Genomic DNA, 15,372 nt, shown 5'->3' on the forward strand with positions numbered 1-15,372 from the left:
TTTTGGAGTGGGGCGCCTCTGATCAATAGGATCCGCCGATGATCACAAGAACACGGTTGGTGGCGGGGGCCTGCGCCCTGCTCGCCGCACTGACGGCCGGGCTCGCGTTCCCGGCCGGAGCGGCCGCCGGCGAACCCACGGGCGAGGACGCGCCGAAGGTGAACCTCGTCCTCGACGTCAGCGGCTCCATGCGGGCCCGGGACATCGACGGCGGGTCCCGGATGGCGGCGGCGAAGCAGGCGTTCAACGAGGTCCTCGACGCGACGCCCGAGGAGGTCGAACTCGGCATCCGGACCCTCGGCGCGAACTACGCGGGCGACGACCAGAAGGAGGGCTGCAAGGACACCGCGCAGCTCTATCCGGTCGGCCCGCTGGACCGCACCGAGGCGAAGGCGGCGGTGGCGACCCTCGCCCCCACCGGCTGGACGCCGATCGGTCCGGCGCTGCTGAAGGCGGCCGACGACCTCGACGGCGGCACCGGTTCCAAGCGGATCGTGCTGATCAGCGACGGCGAGGACACCTGCGCCCCGCTCGATCCGTGCGAGGTGGCCCGGGAGATCGCCGCCAAGGGCATCGGGCTGACCATCGACACGCTCGGCCTGGTCCCGAACACCAAGCTGCGGCAGCAGCTCAGCTGCATCGCCGAGGCGACCGGCGGGACGTTCACCTCGATCGAGCACACCGAGGAACTCACCGACAAGGTCAACCAGTTGGTGGACCGGGCGGCCGACCCGGTGGTGACGCCGGTGGCCACCGACGGTGCCGCGACCTGTGCGAAGGCTCCGACGCTGGACTCCGGTCTGTACACCGACCGCGCGGAGTTCGGGCAGCAGCGCTGGTACCGGGTGGACGTCGAGCCCGGCCAGGAGCTGCGCGCCTCGGTGAGCGTGGCGGCGGACCGGGCCGTGAACCCCTCGTACGGGGTGCTGCTGCGGGCGGTCACGGTGCACGGCCGGGAGATCGTGCGCGGTGAGGCGGCGGGCAACGGCCGTACGGACGTGGCCTCCACGGGCCTGCGCTACCCGAAGGCCGACCGCGACGAGGCGCCCACCGAGACCGTGTGCCTCCAGGTCACCCACTCCTTCTCGGCGGCCTCCGGTGTGCAGACCACGCCCGGTCTGCCGCTGGAGCTGACCGTGGACGTCGTCGACGGGCCGTCGGGATCGAGCGACGTGGCCTCCTTCGGCCTCGGCCGCGGCTGGTGGCTGCTCGGGGTGCTGGTCCTCACCGGCTTCCTCGCCGGTCTGCTCTGGGGCTGGGTGTCGCGCTGGCGGGTCGCGGTCTGGAGGACCAACTGATGCGGATCACACGTACGTTGAGCACGGCCCTGCTGCTGCTCGGGCTCGCGGCGGCACCGGCAGCGGCGGACGACCCGGCGGAGAAGGAGGCCGCCCCCACCACCGCGGGCACCTCCTTCCGTACGGCGGCGGAGATCGAGCAGGGACAGCTCGCCACGGCGAGCGCCTCGGCCGGTGACTACCTCTACTGGTCGTTCCCCGCGGACACCGGGCAGCGCCCCACTGTCAAGGCGACGGTGAAGCTCCCTGAGACGCACGCCGCCGAGACCTGGCAGATCGACGTCTACGACGGACTGCGGCGCCGCCAGGCCTGCCAGTACGGGGCGCAGACGCGCACCGCCGCGGCGGACGCCGGTTCCGTGGAGCTGGCCTGCGTGCTGCGCACGGTCCGCGCCTGGTCGGAGCCGTGGGCGAACGACCCGTTGCCGGGCACGTACTACGTCCGGCTGACGGCGCTGGACCTGGCGACGGGCGACCGGGGCCTGCCCGTCGGCGCCGAAGTGCGGGTCGACTCCAAGGAGATCGGCGGCGCGGCCGCGGTGGACGGCTCGCTGGCCGAGCCGCTGGTGCCGGGTGTCGCGATGAAGTCCGGTTCCGAGGAGGAGACTTCGGCCGTGCTCTCCGCCATCGAGCCGGAGGACGGCTGGGTGTCCGGCTGGTGGTCCGACCGCTGGGTGTGGACCGCGATCGGGGGCGTGCTGGCCGCGCTGGCGGGCGTCGGCGGGTATGCGCTGACGCGCGGGCCGGGACGGCCGTCCAGGGCCTGACTCCCTTGTACGACAGGGCCCGTCGCGCTTCGGCGCGGCGGGCCTTTCGCTGCGCCTATCCCTCCCGCAGGGCCTTGGCGAGCGTCCCCTCGCCGGTGACGCCGATCCGGCCGTCCCGGACCGCGTCGGCCACGCTCGCCTCCCCCCGCGCCACGGCCGTACAGGTGTCCGTGTCCAGTGTCAGGCGCGCGTCGGGCTCGGCCGGGGCGGGCCCGTCACCGTACACGGGCCCCTCCTCGGCACCGACGTGAAGATGGAACTCTCCCTCGTCCAGGTGCACTTCGACGAGCCCCTCGCCCTCCAGCGCCCTGAGCAGGGGCAGTGCGAACCAGTGGGCGCGTACGGCGTCCGTGGGCCGCCGCTCCCCCAGCTCCGCCTCGCCCCAGCCGCCCAGCGCCTGCAGCACGGGCATCAACTCGCGGCCGCGCGGGGTGAGTTCGTAGACGTAGGCCGCGCCGGGCGGGGGCAGGCGGCGCCTTGTCGTCAGGCCGTCGCGTTCCATGTCCTTCAGCCGCGAGGCGAGTACGTCGGTGCTCACGCCCGGCAGGTCCGCGTGCAGGTCGGTGTAGCGGCGCGGGCCGGCCAGCAGCTCGCGGACGATCAGCAGGGTCCAGCGGTCGCCGACGACGTCGAGGGCGCGGGCGGCGGAGCAGTACTGGTCGTAGCTTCGGCGAGGTGACATGCGACGCAGTCTAGACATGTCGTTGGACTTTCCAAGCAGAGACTTGGTAAAACCAAGTAACACCAGTTACTGGAGGGGCGCGATGGAGTTCCGGCAGTCGAACAAGCTCAGCGAGGTCTGTTACGAGATCCGCGGCCCGGTGATCGAGCACGCGGACGCGCTGGAGAAGGCCGGCCACAGCGTGCTGCGCCTGAACACCGGCAACCCCGCGCTGTTCGGCTTCGAGGCACCGGAGGAGATCCTCCAGGACATGATCCGGATGCTGCCGCAGGCGCACGGCTACACCGACTCCCGGGGCATCCTCTCCGCCCGCCGGGCCGTCGCCGGGCGCTACCAGAACCTGGGCCTGGAGGTCGACGTCGACGACGTCTTCCTCGGCAACGGCATCTCCGAGCTGATCTCGATGGCCGTGACCGCGCTCGTCGAGGACGGCGACGAAGTCCTCATCCCCGCCCCTGACTTCCCGCTCTGGACGGCCGTGACGACCCTCGCGGGCGGCAAGGCGGTGCACTACCTCTGCGACGAACAGGCCGACTGGTACCCGGACCTGGACGACATGGCGTCGAAAATCACCGACCGCACCAAGGCCGTCGTCATCATCAACCCCAACAACCCCACGGGCGCGGTCTACCCGAAGGAGATCATCGAGGGCATCCTCGACCTCGCCCGCCGGCACGGCCTGATGGTCTTCGCCGACGAGATCTACGACCGGATCGTCTACGACGACGCCGTGCACCACTCGGTCGCCGCGCTCGCCCCCGACCTCGTCGTACTGACCTTCTGCGGCCTGTCGAAGACGTACCGGGTGGCCGGCTTCCGCTCGGGCTGGCTGGTGGTCACCGGCCCCAAGCAGCACGCCAGGAACTACCTGGAGGGCCTGACCATGCTGGCCTCCATGCGGCTGTGCGCCAACGCGCCCGCGCAGTACGCCATCCAGGCCGCGCTGGGCGGCCGCCAGTCCATCGACGAGCTGACCGCGCCGGGCGGCAGGCTGCACGAACAGCGCACGGTGGCCTGGGAGAAGCTCAACGAGATCCCCGGCGTGTCGTGCGTGAAGCCGAAGGGCTCGCTGTACGCCTTCCCCCGCCTCGACCCCAAGGTCCACCGGATCCACGACGACGAGAAGTTCGTCCTCGACCTCCTCCTGCGGGAGAAGATCCAGGTCGTCCAGGGCACCGGCTTCAACTGGCCCGCCCCCGACCACTTCCGCATCCTCACCCTGCCGCACGCCGAGGACCTGGAGGCGGCGATCGGGCGCATCGGGCGGTTCCTCGGCGGGTACCGGCAGTAGCGGGCGGGTACCGGCGGTGGCGCGTCTGGCGACTTGGGCCCATAACCTGTGAGGCATGGGTGATCTTCTGTTGGTGCGGCACGGTGAGACCGAGTGGTCCAGGTCCGGGCGGCACACCGGTTCGACGGACGTTCCGCTGACCGAGCACGGCCGGGCGGAAGCGCGCCGGCTGGTGCCGCTGGTGCGCTCGCACCGGATCGGGGCGGCGCTCGTCAGCCCGCTGCAGCGCGCGCGTGAGACGGCCGAACTCATCGGGCTCCAGGGTCCGCGCATCGACCCGGACCTGCGGGAGTGGGACTATGGCGGCTACGAGGGCATCACCACCGTGGAGATCCAGCGCACCCGGCCCGGCTGGTTCCTCTTCACCGACGGTGTCGCCCCCGGGCCGCCGGAACACCCCGGGGAGAGCCCGGAGCAGGTCGGCGAGCGGGCCGACCGGGTCCTGGCCAAGGTGGACGCGGCCCTCGCCAACACCGAGGGCTGCGTGGTGCTGGTGGCCCACGGCCACTTCCTACGGGTCCTCACCGCACGGCGCCTGGGACTGCCCCCGGCGGACGGCGCGCTCTTCCAGTTGGCCACGGGGACGGTGTGCCGGCTGAGCACCGAGCACGGACGCCCGGTGATCGCGGGCTGGAACAACAAGCCGGGACCGTAACCCACTGTCACTGTCAGACCCGGGTCGTAGCCTTCGAAGCGGTGGGGATCTCCGGGAGGGAGGGTGTCGTGGTGCGACCGCCGACCGCCGCTCAGCGGCGTGTGATCGAGGGCGCCGATCCGGTGACCGGGCGGCTGCGGGGCGGTACGGAGGCGCAGCTCGCGGCGCTGGTGAGGCAGGGGCTGGCGTTCCGGCATCCTCGGCCGCCGCACGACCACTTCCTGACCCCGGCCGGGCATCGGATACGGGAGGCGGTCCCCGAGGAGGTCGTCGAGGAGCCTTCCGCCGCCGACTCGGGTGTGTTCGCCGCCCGGATCGGTGGCGAGGCAGAGCCCCCGGAGGACGGCCCGGCCCGCGTGCGCGAGGTGCACAGCGCCTGGCAGGGGCTGCTGGAGCTGCGCCGGATGACGAACCCGGACGGTGCCACGGACCGCCCCTGCGGCTGGGAGCGCACGCATCTGGTGCAGGCCGCCGCGCTCGCCCTGGAGGCCGCGGGCCATCGTCCGGCCGGACCGGACGGCGACAGCGGTGGCGGCGACAGCGACGGCTACCGGGTGCGTGCCACCCCGCAGCCGGAGGCGGTCGCCGTGCGGCAGCCGGACGCCGAGGCGCTCGCCGCCTGCGCGCGGACCCTGGAGAAGGCCGGCTGGCAGACCGGCGAGCACACCGACCCCCGTACCCGCGCCCGCTATCTGCTGGCTTCCCCGCGGCGGACGTGAGCGGCGTGCCAGGATCGGGCTCAGGATCAGTGCACAGGGCATCGATGATGAGAAAGAGGCACTTCGTGAGCGAGCCGTTCTCCGTCCGGATCACCGTCCGCGGATACGAGACCGACGTACAGGGTCACCTCAACCAGAGCGTGTACATCAACTACGCCGAGCACGCCCGCTGGTCGCTGCTCCAGGCGGCGGGGATCAGCCAGGCCGGCCTGATCGCCAAGGGCGTCGGCCCCGTCGCCCTGGAGACGACCATCCGCTACAAGCGGGAGCTGCTGGCCGGCGACGAGGTCGACGTGTCCTGCGCCTTCGAGTGGGGCGGCGGCAAGACCTTCCGGATCGAGCAGACCGTCACCAAGGCGGACGGCACCGTGGCGGCCGAACTCTCCGCGGTCGGCGGACTGCTGGACCTGACGGCCCGCCGCATGGTGGCGAACCCGCAGGACTACTTCAAGGAACTGGCAACCGACCCGAGCCTGTTCGGCCTCTGAGCCCGGGGACCGAACGGCGGCCACCGCGGAGCGCCTACGCGTCGACGAGTTCCGGATCGTGTTCGACGTCGTAGGCCGCCCGCGCCTCGGCGATGTAGACGCGGTTGCGCTCCGCCCAGTCGGTCAGCCGCTGCAAGGTCTCGTGCAACTCCCGCGCCTGCGGGGTGAGTTCGTACTCGACCTTCGGCGGGACCGTGGGGTGGACGGTGCGGGTGACCAGTCCGTCGCGCTCCAGGTTGCGCAGCGTGAGGGTGAGCATGCGGCGGCTGATGCCCTCGATGCTGCGCTCCAACTCGGTGAAGCGGATGGGGCCGTGGGCGGCGGCCACCAGGATCTGCACACTCCACTTTCCGGCGACCCTGTCAAGAACTTCGCGGACGGGACACGCGTGCGCGTTCACGACCTGCGAGGTAACACCGGTGTGCCTCTGGGACATTCAACTGCCTCCTTACGCCGGCCTCCAGGGTTCCGCACGATGTTCCCCGTTACAAGTCGTGCACCTTTGGAAGCCCGGAAGAAAGACGGAGGCGACGCCGCCATGACGGCCCTCATCGAGTCCCGAACGCCTACGACGGCCAGACGAACGTACTCGCGTTGGCTGTCCCTCGTCATCCTGTGCGCGGGGACGCTGATGACCGTCCTCGACGGCAACATCGTGACCGTGGCGATGCCGGCCATCCAGAGCGACCTGGGCTTCACGGCGTCCGGTCTTGCCTGGGTGGTCAACGCCTACCTCATCCCCTTCGGCGGGCTGTTGCTGCTGGCCGGGCGGCTCGGTGACCTGGTGGGCCGCAAGCGGATGTTCACGGCGGGCCTTGCCGTGTTCACCGTGGCGTCGGTGCTGTGCGGGGTGGCGACGAGCCAGGAGGTGCTGATCGCCGCGCGGGCACTGCAGGGCGTGGGCGGGGCGATGACCTCGGCAGTGGTGCTGGGGATGCTGGTGGCGCTGTTCCCGGAGCCGAGCGAACGGGCGCGTGCCATCGCGGTGTTCAGTGCGGTGGGCGCCGCGGGCGGGGCGCTCGGCACGTTCCTCGGCGGGGCGCTGACCGAGGCCCTGAACTGGCACTGGATCTTCCTGATCAACCTGCCCGTCGGGGTGGCCGCGTGGGCGGCGGCGGTGCGGGTGCTGGACCGGGAGGAGGGCGCGGGGCTCGGGAAGGGAGCCGACTACCCGGGGGCGGCACTGGTGACGGGTGCGCTGATGCTGACGGTGTACACCATCGTCGGGTCGGGCGAGCGTGACCTCACCACCACACTGGTGATGGCCGCCGTGGCCGTGGCCCTGTTCGTGGCGTTCACCGTCCGCCAGTCCCGGGCCGCCCGTCCGCTCCTGCGCCTGCGCCTGTTCGCCTCCCGACTGCTCACCGGCGCGAACTCCGTGCAGATCCTGATGGTCGCCACCATGTACGGCTTCCAGTTCATCGGGGCGCTGTACCTGCAACGCGTGCTGGGATACGGCGAGTTGCTCACCGGTACGGCATTCCTGCCGGCGCCGGTCGTGATCGGGGTGCTGATGCTGACCCTGTCGGCGCGGGTGGTCGGGCGCTTCGGACCGTACCGGGTGCTGCTGGCGGGGCTCGCTCTCATCGTCGTGGGCATGGGCCTGCTCAGCCGCGCGCCGGCGGACGGTTCGTACGGGGCGGACGTCCTGCCGCCGATGCTCCTGCTCTCCGTCGGCTTCGCCGCGGCGATGCCCGCGCTGACGGGGCTCGCGATGTCGGGGGCCCGGGAGGAGGACTCGGGAGCGGCGTCCGGACTGTTCAACACCACGCAGGTGGTGGGCGGTTCGCTGGGTCTTGCGGTGCTGTCGGTGCTGGCGGCGAGCCGGACTGAGGGGCTGCTGAGCGGCGGCGCCGAGGCGGTGGCGGCCACCGCCGAGGGCTACCAGCTGGCGTTCCGGGTGGCCGCGGTGATCGCGGCGGCGGCCCTGGGGCTGGCGGCGGCGGTACTGCGGCCCCGGCCCTGATGACCCCGTAGCGGCACCTGCAGCCGGAGGCGCTCACGGTCGGCGAACCCCGACGGTGAGCGCCTCCCGTGCGAAGACCCCTACGCTCTCCCCGTCGAGGTGTTCGTCGTGCTCACGGCGCTGCCGCGGCCGGTTTGGAGACGCCGCTGATCTCCTCCCCCGCCTCCATCGGATGCGTCACGTCCTGGGCGTCGCCGCCCCGGCCCAGGTGGTTGAAGACGAGGTTGAGCAGGACCGCGACCACACAGCCGGTCGAGATGCCCGAGTCCAGGACGATCCGGGCGGTCTCCGGGAAGGAGTGGTAGAACTCCGGGGCGGAGATCGGGATGATGCCGACGGCCAGGGAGACGGCCACGATCAGAACGTTGTTGTCCTTCTCCAGGCCGGCCCGGACCAGGGTCTGGATGCCGCTCGCCGCGACCGAGCCGAACAGCACCACGCCCGCCCCGCCCAGCACCGGGCGCGGTACGACCGCGATGAGGGAGGCGGCCATCGGGCACAGGCCCATCAGGACCAGGAAGCCGCCGCCCGCGGCCACGACGTAGCGGCTGCGGATCTTCGTCATCGCGACCAGGCCGATGTTCTGGGCGAAGGCGCTGCACATGAAGCCGTTGAAGAGCGGGCTGATCGCCGAGCCGAGGGTGTCCGCGCGCAGGCCGGCCGCGATCGTCTTCTCGTCGGCCGGGCGGTCCACTATCTCGCCCAACGCCAGCATGTCCGCGGTGGATTCGGTCATCGACACCACCATCACCACGCACAGCGAGACGATCGCGGCGAGCTGGAACTGCGGGGCACCGAAGTGGAAGGGGCTCGGGAAGCCGATCACGTTCGCGTCCGCCACCGGGCCGAAGTCGGTGACTCCGAAGGGGATGGCGATCAGGGTGCCGCCGACCAGCCCGAGGAGTACGGCGATCTGCTTGACGAAGCCCCGGGTGAAGCGGCGCAGCAGCAGGACGAGCAGCAGGGTGATCCCGGCGAGGGTCAGGTTCGTGGTCGAACCGTAGTCGGCCGCCGCGGGGTTGGGCCCCTGAGCCCAGCCGAAGGCCACCGGCAGGAGGGAGACGCCGATCAGGGTGATGACGGTGCCGGTGACGACGGGCGGGAAGAAGCGGACCATCTTGCTGAAGAACGGGGCCGCTATGAACCCCAGGAGACCCGCGACGATCACCGCTCCGAAGATGATCGGCAGCGCGTCGGACTTGTCGTCGGTGGAGGCGACGATCGCGGTCATGGGGGCGACGCCGGCGAAGGTGACGCCGTTGACGAAGGGCAGCCGGGCGCCGATCTTCCAGATGCCGATGGTCTGGAGGAAGGTGGCGAGGCCGGCCGTGAACAGGCAGGCGCCGGTGAGGAAGGTCAGGTCGGTGGCGCTGAGGCCGACGGCCGCGCCGACGATCAGCGGTGGGGCGACGACTCCGGCGTACATGGCGGCCACGTGCTGCAGGCCGGTCGTCGCCATTCTCAGGGCGGGGAGCTTCTCGTCGACGGGGTGGACGGGTGGGGCGGACACGGCGGCTCTCCTCCGGTCGGTTACACCACCACGCGAGTCGCGGCGGTGGGTGTCAAGGAGGTGGTGCTGCGGTCGTGCGGGACCGTTTCCAGAAGGGGGACGGAAGACCGTTCCGGGGCGCACACGTCCATGCGCGCCCCGGAGACGGCCGCCACGGACCCCGCTCGGGTCCACGGCCACCGGCCGGGAGCCGTCCCTCCCGGCCGGAGATCTTCAACCGGTCAGCTCTGGGCGGCGATCCGCGCCAGACGCTGGGCCTGCTCCCGGGTGGAGCGGGCGACGGCGTCCTCGTCGACGGTGAGCAGTCGGTTGTTCTCGACGATCTGCTCGCCGCCCACGAAGGACGCGGTGACCGGGGCCGCCGCGCCGAAGACCAGCGCGGTGACCGGGTCGGCGATGGAGGCGTGGGCGAGGGTGTCGAGCTTCCACAGCACGAGGTCGGCGAGCTTGCCCGCCTCCAGCGAGCCGATCTCCGCGGAGCGGCCGAGGACCTGGGCGCCGCCGTAGGTGCCGAGGCGCAGGGCCTGGCGGGCGTTCAGCGCGGCCTCGCGGTGTGCGCCGAGGCGGTTGATCAGCAGGGCGTTGCGCAGCTCGGTGTGGAGTTCGCCGGACTCGTTGGACGCGGTGCCGTCGACGCCGAGGCCCACGGGGACACCGGCGGCCAGCATGTCGGGGACGCGGGCGATGCCGGCCGCGAGGCGGGCGTTGGACGAGGGGCAGTGGGCGACGCCGGTCCTCGTGCGGGCGAAGGCGGCGATGTCGGAGTCGTTCATGTGGACGCAGTGCGCCATCCACACGTCCTCGCCGAGCCAGCCGGTGGACTCGAAGTAGTCGGTCGGGCCCATGCCGAACAGCTCATGGCAGAACTGCTCCTCCTCGACCGTCTCCGAGCCGTGGGTGTGCAGCCGTACGCCGAGGTTGCGGGCCAACTCGGCTCCCTGGCGCAGCAGTTCGGTGGAGACGGAGAAGGGCGAGCAGGGTGCGACGGCCACCTGGGTCATCGCGTCGAAGGAGGCGTCGTGGTGCTCCTTGACGGTGGCCTCGGTGGCGGCGAGGGCTCCGTCCAGGGTCTCGACGGCGAAGTCCGGGGGCAGGCCGCCGTCCTTCTCGCTGCGGTCCATGGAGCCACGGGCGAGGGTGAAGCGGACGCCCATCTCGCGGGCCGCGCGGATGATCGAGCCGGACAGGTCGCCGGAGCCGTGCGGGAAGACGTAGTGGTGGTCCATGGCGGTGGTGACACCGCCGCGGGCCATCATGGCGAGCGAGCCCTGCGCGGCCGCGTAGGTCATCCGCTCGTCGATGCGCGCCCAGGTCGGGTACAGCGCGACGAGCCAGTTGAAGAGGTTGTGGTCGGTGGCCAGGCCCCGGGTGATCCACTGGTAGAAGTGGTGGTGGGTGTTGACCAGGCCGGGGGTCACGAGGTGGCCGGTGGCGTCGATGCGGCGTACGACGTTCTCCAGGCCCTCGGGGGCCCTGCCCGCGCCGAGTGACTCGATGCGGTTGCCGACGATGACGAGGTGACCGCTCGGGTACTCGGTGTCGTTGGCGTCGACGGTCGCGATCGCACAGTTCTCGATGACGATGCGCTGGTCTGCTGCCATGGTTCGTCCTTTGCGCTGTGGTGGAGAGGGCACGGCAGGACCCTGGAGATTTGAGTGCCGCGGCCGGGTTCACAAGGCCCGGCCGCGGGTGCCGAGAGGGGGGTGTCTACAGGTTGGTCATGTCGACCGGGATGAGCTGCTCGGCCCCGTCCCGCAGGATGGTGGCCTCGATCAGGCCGTAGGGGCGGTCGGCGGCGTAGTACACCGCGCCGTCCTTGGCCTCGTTGTCGATCCCGAAGGGCGACAGGTCCGAGCGGAAGTGGTGCTTGTTGGGCATCGAGAAGCGGATCTCCTCGACCTCGTCGCGGGTGTTCAGCACCCGTACGCCCATCTCGAAGAGGGTCTGCTGGAGCGAGTACGAGTAGGTCTCGGCGAACGCCTGCAGCGCGTGCTTGCGCACCCCGTTGTACGAGCGGTCCCAGTCGGGGGCGTGCGAGTCGATGCCGTCCCAGTTGTGCCGCCACCAGGTGGAGACGGTGGTGGCGAGGATGCGGTCGCGGTCCTCCGGCAGGGTGGTGTACTTGTCCTTCAGGAAGCCCCAGAACTCGGAGTTGGTGGTGTTCAGGACGGTGAGGTCCTTGAACCCGGAGAGCACCTGGATGCCGTGGCCGTCGTAGGTGATCTGCGCGACGCGGGTCTCCTGGCCCTTGCGGACGAAGGAGTGGGCGATCTCGTCGGCGCCGACGAAGCGGGCGCCGCCCTGCGAGGTCTCGATGCGCTCCCAGGCGTACTCCTCGACGCGGATGCGGGCCCGGTGGATGGGCTCGTTGTTGTCCACGAAGTGGCGGGCGAGCCGGACGCCGAAGTCCTCGGCGCTCTGGATGCCGTGCTCCTTGGCGAAGGCGTACACCGTGTTCTTGGTGGTGTCGGTCGGCAGGACGTTGGCGTTGGATCCGCTGCGGTGGACCTCCTCCATGTCGCCGGAGAGGGCGACGGAGACGTTCAGGTCCTTGATGTGGTGCGTGTCGCCGTCTCGCGTGATCTTGACGACGCGGTTCTCGGCCTTGCCGTACTGGTTCTGTCCCAGGACGAAGCGGGTCATGTGTCGGTCAGCTCCCTCGGTAAACGGAGTAGCCGAACGGGTTGAGCAGCAGCGGAACGTGGTAGTGCTCGCCGGGCACCACCGCGAAGGCGATGGTGACCTCGGGGAAGAACACGGGCCGTCCGTTCTCGCTGTCCCGAAGCGCGGGGGCGTCCTGCTGGGCCGCGGCTTGCTTCTTGGCGAAGTACGTCTCGGTCTCGAACACGAGGCGTACGTGGGTGGTTCCTTCCGGCAGGGCCGGCAGGTCCTTGCAGCGCCCGTCCGCGTCGGTCGCGGAGCCGCCGAGCGCCTGCCAGTCCGCCTCGCGCCCGGAGCGGGCGGAGAGGTGGACGGCGACGCCCTCGGCGGGGCGGCCGATGCTGGTGTCCAGGATGTGCGTGGACACCGATGCGGTGGTGCTGGTGCTCATGGGGTCAGGCTTCCTCTTCGACGAGTCGGGCCAGTCGGATGCGGTTGATCTTCCCCAGTTCGGCGCGGACGATCTCGCGCTCCTGCTCCGGCGCGTTGCCGATCCGCTCCTTGACGGCGTCGCGCATCTGCTCGCCGGTCCGGCCGGTGGCGCAGATGAGGAAGACGTGGCCGAACTTGTCCTGGTAGGCAAGGTTCAGTTCCAGCATCTCCGCCTTGAGCTCTTCCGGGGCTCCGGCCATGCCGCGCTGTTCGCGGGCCGAGGTCGGGTCGCCCGGCTTGGGACGGCCGATCGGTGGGTGGCCGGCCATCGCCTCGTCGAGGTCGGCGGCGGTCAGCTCGCCCATGGCGGCGTCGCTGGCGGCGTAGAGGGCCTCGACGGTGGGGTACGGGCGGGCGGCGAGGAGCCGCTCGCCCCACGCCCGGGAGGCACACGCCTCGTGGAGCGCGGCGCGGGCCGCGTGCTCCTCCAGGGCGTTGAACCGGACCAGGCCCGGCGTGGATGTGGACGTCACGGGAGCCTCCGTGGCCTTGTGCTGTACGGGCTGCGGATAGCTAACGCCCTCCACGAGGCGACGTCAACACTTTGTTGAAAATTCCGGGTTACGAAACCCGGCGACCCCCCTGGCCCCTCATGCCTCCTTGTCGCGGTTGAGGTAGTTGTACACGGTGAAGCGGCTGACGCCGAGGGCGCTCGCCACGGTCTCCACCCCGTGCCGCACGGAGAAGGCGCCGCGCGCCTCGAGTATCCGTACCACCTCCTGCTTGGACTTGCGGTCCAGGTCGGCCAGCGGCTTGCCCCGCTTGCGCTCCATGGCGGCCAGGATGTGGTCGAGGGAGTCCGCGAGCTGCGGCAGGCGTACGGCGACGATGTCGGCGCCCTCCCAGGCGAGCACGACGTCGTCCGGTCCCGCCTCGTCGGGCGGGACGATCTCGCCGCCGATGGCGTCGACCAGGGGTTTGACGGCCGCGATGAAGGAGTCGCCCCCGGTGCCGGTCACGCCTCCTCCCCGATCACGTTGACCTGGAGGGAGACCCGGGTCGCCCCGGCCTCCAGGGTCTTGCGCAGCAGCGCGTCCACGGCGGTGAGCACGGCATCGGCCCCGCCCTCCGCGGTGTTCCCGAACGGACCGACGTCCACCGCGTCCAGCTCCGCCGCCTCGACGACCTCACGGGCCACCAGCGCGTGCGCGGGGGCCTCGTCCAGGTCGAAGGGCTCGGTCGTGAATTCCACTCTCAGTCGCATCATCACATTCCCCAGGGAGGAGGCCGCTGTAGACGTGCAGGATCATCGCAGCGTCGATGCGCCCCGACCACGACCTTAACGGACTCCCCCACGGCGCATACGGCCGAGGACCGCCGCCCCCCTGGTGGTGGAGGCGACGGCCCTCGGCGGCAGACGAACTGGAGGCGGTACTGGAACCAGCTGCGGGAACCAGCTCCGGAACCTACTAGAACCAGCTCTGGAACGTGCCGGCGTTGCAGCCCAGGGTGCGGAAGCCGACGTTGCTGTCGTCGATGCAGCGGTTGGTCGCCTGGTTCTTGAGCTCGATCGTGTTGTCGGCCCACTTCTTGACGTACCAGCTCTGGTTGCGGCTGTCGTCACAGGGCAGGGTCTTGAAGCCCTGGTCGCTGTCGTACATGCAGCGGTTGGTGTTGACGTTCTTCAGCTGGACCGTGCCGTCGTTCCACTTGTGCACGATCCACTTCTGGGCATTGGAGTCGTTGCAGCTCCAGGTGCGGAAGCCCTGGTTGGTGTCGTCGATGCAGCGGTTGGTGGCCTGGTTCTTGAACGTGTTGATCACGTCGGCGGCCGACGCCGTGGTCGCCGGCAGGAAGGCGAGCGCCGCGACAGAGGTGCCGAGCGCCGCCGCGCGGACGAGGGTGCTGGAGATGGACATGGTGTTCCCTTCGGTGAGGTGAAGTGAAGTGAAGTGCGGTGTGGCGAGATGAGGTGAGGTGAGGTACAGGCGGGAGAAGGTGCGGTCGGGCGAAGCGGAGGGTGGTGGCGTCAGCGGCACTCGCGGCTGACGTTGCCCTTGTCGTCGCCCTTGAGGTAGATCGCGCTGACGTATCCCACGCCGCCCGCGCGCAGCGGGAGTTCGATCCACTTGTCGTTGGTGTAGCCCTCGGCGGTGATGCTCTGGCCGGTCTTCCAGCAGTTCGCCGGGTAACTCTCGTTGGGGTAGACCTTGCTGACGATGTCGCAGTTCGTGACGGCGGCGCAGGAGCGGACGTTCGCCTCCGCCCAGGCGGTCACCGTGGTCTGCCCGCCCCCGCCGCCTCCGCCCGGCGTGCAGGGCAGGTTCACCCCTCGGTCGCGCAGGTACGGCACCGGGTCGATGCCGCGGACCGTGGTGGACGTGCCGACGCGGACACGCAGGTGCAGGTGCGGGCCGGTCGACTGGCCCTCGCTGCCCATCAGCGCGATGCGCTGTCCGGCCTGGACGTGCTGCCCCACGGCGACGTCCCGCTGGTACATGTGCCCGTACTCGGTCACCGTGCCGTCGTTGTGCAGGATGCGGATCCACTGGCCGTAGCCGCTGGCGGGGCCGGAGGCGATGACCTCGCCGGCGCCGACGGCGTAGATGGGTGTGCCTTGGGCGTTGGCGATGTCGACACCGTCATGGCCGCTGCTGTAGCCCTGGGTGACCACTCCGGCTGCGGGGCACGACGCCGCGAACGCGGCCGCCGCGGTGGCCGGTGCGGCGACGGACGGTACCGCCCCGATCAGGGGCAGGGCCACTGCGGCCGCCGTGACGAGTCCGGCGCGCTGATACAGACGCACGAAGCTTCCTCTCCTGGTTCGTTGCGAGGACGGCTCGGAAGCTATCCGCGCCCGCCGCGGGGGCGACATCCGGAACGTTCCGGAATGACAGCGGCCGGCGCGACCCGATAGGCCTCTGCCTGGTCAGACACAAGACCTCGGCAGACACAGGACCTCG

18 protein-coding genes are annotated in these 15,372 nt (G+C 70.8%); 7 read left to right on the plus strand and 11 right to left on the minus strand.

Going from position 1 to position 15,372, the window contains the following annotated elements; all coding sequences use genetic code 11:
- The first annotated feature begins 38 nt into the window (after positions 1-38).
- On the plus strand, positions 39-1,298 hold the full coding sequence (locus tag ICC28_RS24165) for a VWA domain-containing protein (protein ID WP_188290779.1): 1,260 nt from the start codon (positions 39-41) through the stop codon (positions 1,296-1,298).
- The gene (locus ICC28_RS24170; protein WP_188290780.1) at positions 1,298-2,065 is read left to right on the plus strand and encodes a hypothetical protein; all 768 of its coding nucleotides are present in this window, start codon (positions 1,298-1,300) and stop codon (positions 2,063-2,065) included. The genes ICC28_RS24165 and ICC28_RS24170 overlap by 1 nt, the downstream gene beginning before the upstream one ends.
- 55 nt (positions 2,066-2,120) lie before the next feature.
- Here ICC28_RS24170 and ICC28_RS24175 read toward each other — a convergent pair whose 3' ends face one another.
- Positions 2,121-2,747 (minus strand): winged helix-turn-helix transcriptional regulator, encoded by a 627-nt coding sequence (locus tag ICC28_RS24175; protein WP_188290781.1) that lies wholly within the window; start codon positions 2,745-2,747, stop codon positions 2,121-2,123.
- 82 nt (positions 2,748-2,829) lie between these two features.
- Here ICC28_RS24175 and ICC28_RS24180 point away from each other — a divergent pair, with 82 nt between their 5' ends.
- The 4 genes from ICC28_RS24180 (at position 2,830) to ICC28_RS24195 (ending at position 5,900) form a co-directional block, all read left to right on the plus strand.
- On the plus strand, positions 2,830-4,038 hold the full coding sequence (locus ICC28_RS24180; protein ID WP_188290782.1) for a pyridoxal phosphate-dependent aminotransferase: 1,209 nt from the start codon (positions 2,830-2,832) through the stop codon (positions 4,036-4,038).
- 55 nt (positions 4,039-4,093) lie between these two features.
- Entirely contained in the window at positions 4,094-4,693 is a 600-nt protein-coding gene (locus ICC28_RS24185; RefSeq protein ID WP_188290783.1) for a histidine phosphatase family protein, read from the plus strand.
- Between the two features lie 68 nt (positions 4,694-4,761).
- On the plus strand, positions 4,762-5,412 hold the full coding sequence (locus ICC28_RS24190) for a hypothetical protein (protein ID WP_188290784.1): 651 nt from the start codon (positions 4,762-4,764) through the stop codon (positions 5,410-5,412).
- A gap of 65 nt (positions 5,413-5,477) precedes the next feature.
- Positions 5,478-5,900: an acyl-CoA thioesterase gene (locus ICC28_RS24195; protein WP_188290785.1), complete on the plus strand. Its 423-nt coding sequence runs from the start codon at positions 5,478-5,480 to the stop codon at positions 5,898-5,900.
- A 34-nt stretch (positions 5,901-5,934) separates the two neighbouring features.
- Here the strand turns inward: ICC28_RS24195 and ICC28_RS24200 are convergent, their stop codons facing one another.
- Positions 5,935-6,336 (minus strand): winged helix-turn-helix transcriptional regulator, encoded by a 402-nt coding sequence (locus ICC28_RS24200; protein WP_188290786.1) that lies wholly within the window; start codon positions 6,334-6,336, stop codon positions 5,935-5,937.
- A gap of 102 nt (positions 6,337-6,438) precedes the next feature.
- On the opposite strand from ICC28_RS24200, the gene ICC28_RS24205 reads away from it, so the two are divergent.
- The gene (locus tag ICC28_RS24205) at positions 6,439-7,866 is read left to right on the plus strand and encodes an MFS transporter (protein WP_188290787.1); all 1,428 of its coding nucleotides are present in this window, start codon (positions 6,439-6,441) and stop codon (positions 7,864-7,866) included.
- Between the two features lie 112 nt (positions 7,867-7,978).
- Here the strand turns inward: ICC28_RS24205 and ICC28_RS24210 are convergent, their stop codons facing one another.
- The 9 genes from ICC28_RS24210 to ICC28_RS40745 form a co-directional block, all read right to left on the minus strand.
- Positions 7,979-9,376 carry a nucleobase:cation symporter-2 family protein gene (locus ICC28_RS24210; RefSeq protein WP_317454085.1) on the minus strand — a complete coding sequence of 466 codons (1,398 nt, stop codon included), beginning with the start codon at positions 9,374-9,376 and terminating at the stop codon, positions 7,979-7,981.
- A gap of 221 nt (positions 9,377-9,597) precedes the next feature.
- Positions 9,598-10,977, minus strand: coding sequence for an 8-oxoguanine deaminase (locus tag ICC28_RS24215; protein WP_188290788.1), 1,380 nt, complete (start codon positions 10,975-10,977; stop codon positions 9,598-9,600).
- Between the two features lie 106 nt (positions 10,978-11,083).
- Positions 11,084-12,019, minus strand: coding sequence for a factor-independent urate hydroxylase (gene pucL / locus ICC28_RS24220; RefSeq protein ID WP_188290789.1), 936 nt, complete (start codon positions 12,017-12,019; stop codon positions 11,084-11,086).
- A 7-nt stretch (positions 12,020-12,026) separates the two neighbouring features.
- Positions 12,027-12,428 carry a hydroxyisourate hydrolase gene (uraH, locus tag ICC28_RS24225; protein ID WP_188290790.1) on the minus strand — a complete coding sequence of 134 codons (402 nt, stop codon included), beginning with the start codon at positions 12,426-12,428 and terminating at the stop codon, positions 12,027-12,029.
- 4 nt (positions 12,429-12,432) lie between these two features.
- Positions 12,433-12,942, minus strand: a complete 510-nt coding sequence (gene uraD / locus ICC28_RS24230) for a 2-oxo-4-hydroxy-4-carboxy-5-ureidoimidazoline decarboxylase (RefSeq protein ID WP_188290791.1) — start codon at positions 12,940-12,942, stop codon at positions 12,433-12,435.
- A gap of 117 nt (positions 12,943-13,059) precedes the next feature.
- On the minus strand, positions 13,060-13,428 hold the full coding sequence (locus tag ICC28_RS24235; RefSeq protein WP_188290792.1) for a helix-turn-helix domain-containing protein: 369 nt from the start codon (positions 13,426-13,428) through the stop codon (positions 13,060-13,062).
- Positions 13,425-13,673 carry a hypothetical protein gene (locus tag ICC28_RS24240; protein WP_188290828.1) on the minus strand — a complete coding sequence of 83 codons (249 nt, stop codon included), beginning with the start codon at positions 13,671-13,673 and terminating at the stop codon, positions 13,425-13,427. Before ICC28_RS24240 ends, ICC28_RS24235 begins: the two co-directional genes overlap by 4 nt.
- A 205-nt stretch (positions 13,674-13,878) precedes the next feature.
- Complete coding sequence (locus tag ICC28_RS24245) at positions 13,879-14,328, minus strand: RICIN domain-containing protein (RefSeq protein ID WP_188290793.1); 450 nt, start codon at positions 14,326-14,328, stop codon at positions 13,879-13,881.
- Between the two features lie 110 nt (positions 14,329-14,438).
- On the minus strand, positions 14,439-15,215 hold the full coding sequence (locus tag ICC28_RS40745) for a M23 family metallopeptidase (RefSeq protein ID WP_282701344.1): 777 nt from the start codon (positions 15,213-15,215) through the stop codon (positions 14,439-14,441).
- Positions 15,216-15,372: the final 157 nt, after the last annotated feature.

The sequence above is a fragment of the Streptomyces sp. TRM68416 genome (assembly GCF_014596915.1).
In the GTDB taxonomy this organism is placed as follows: Bacteria; Actinomycetota; Actinomycetes; order Streptomycetales; family Streptomycetaceae; genus Streptomyces.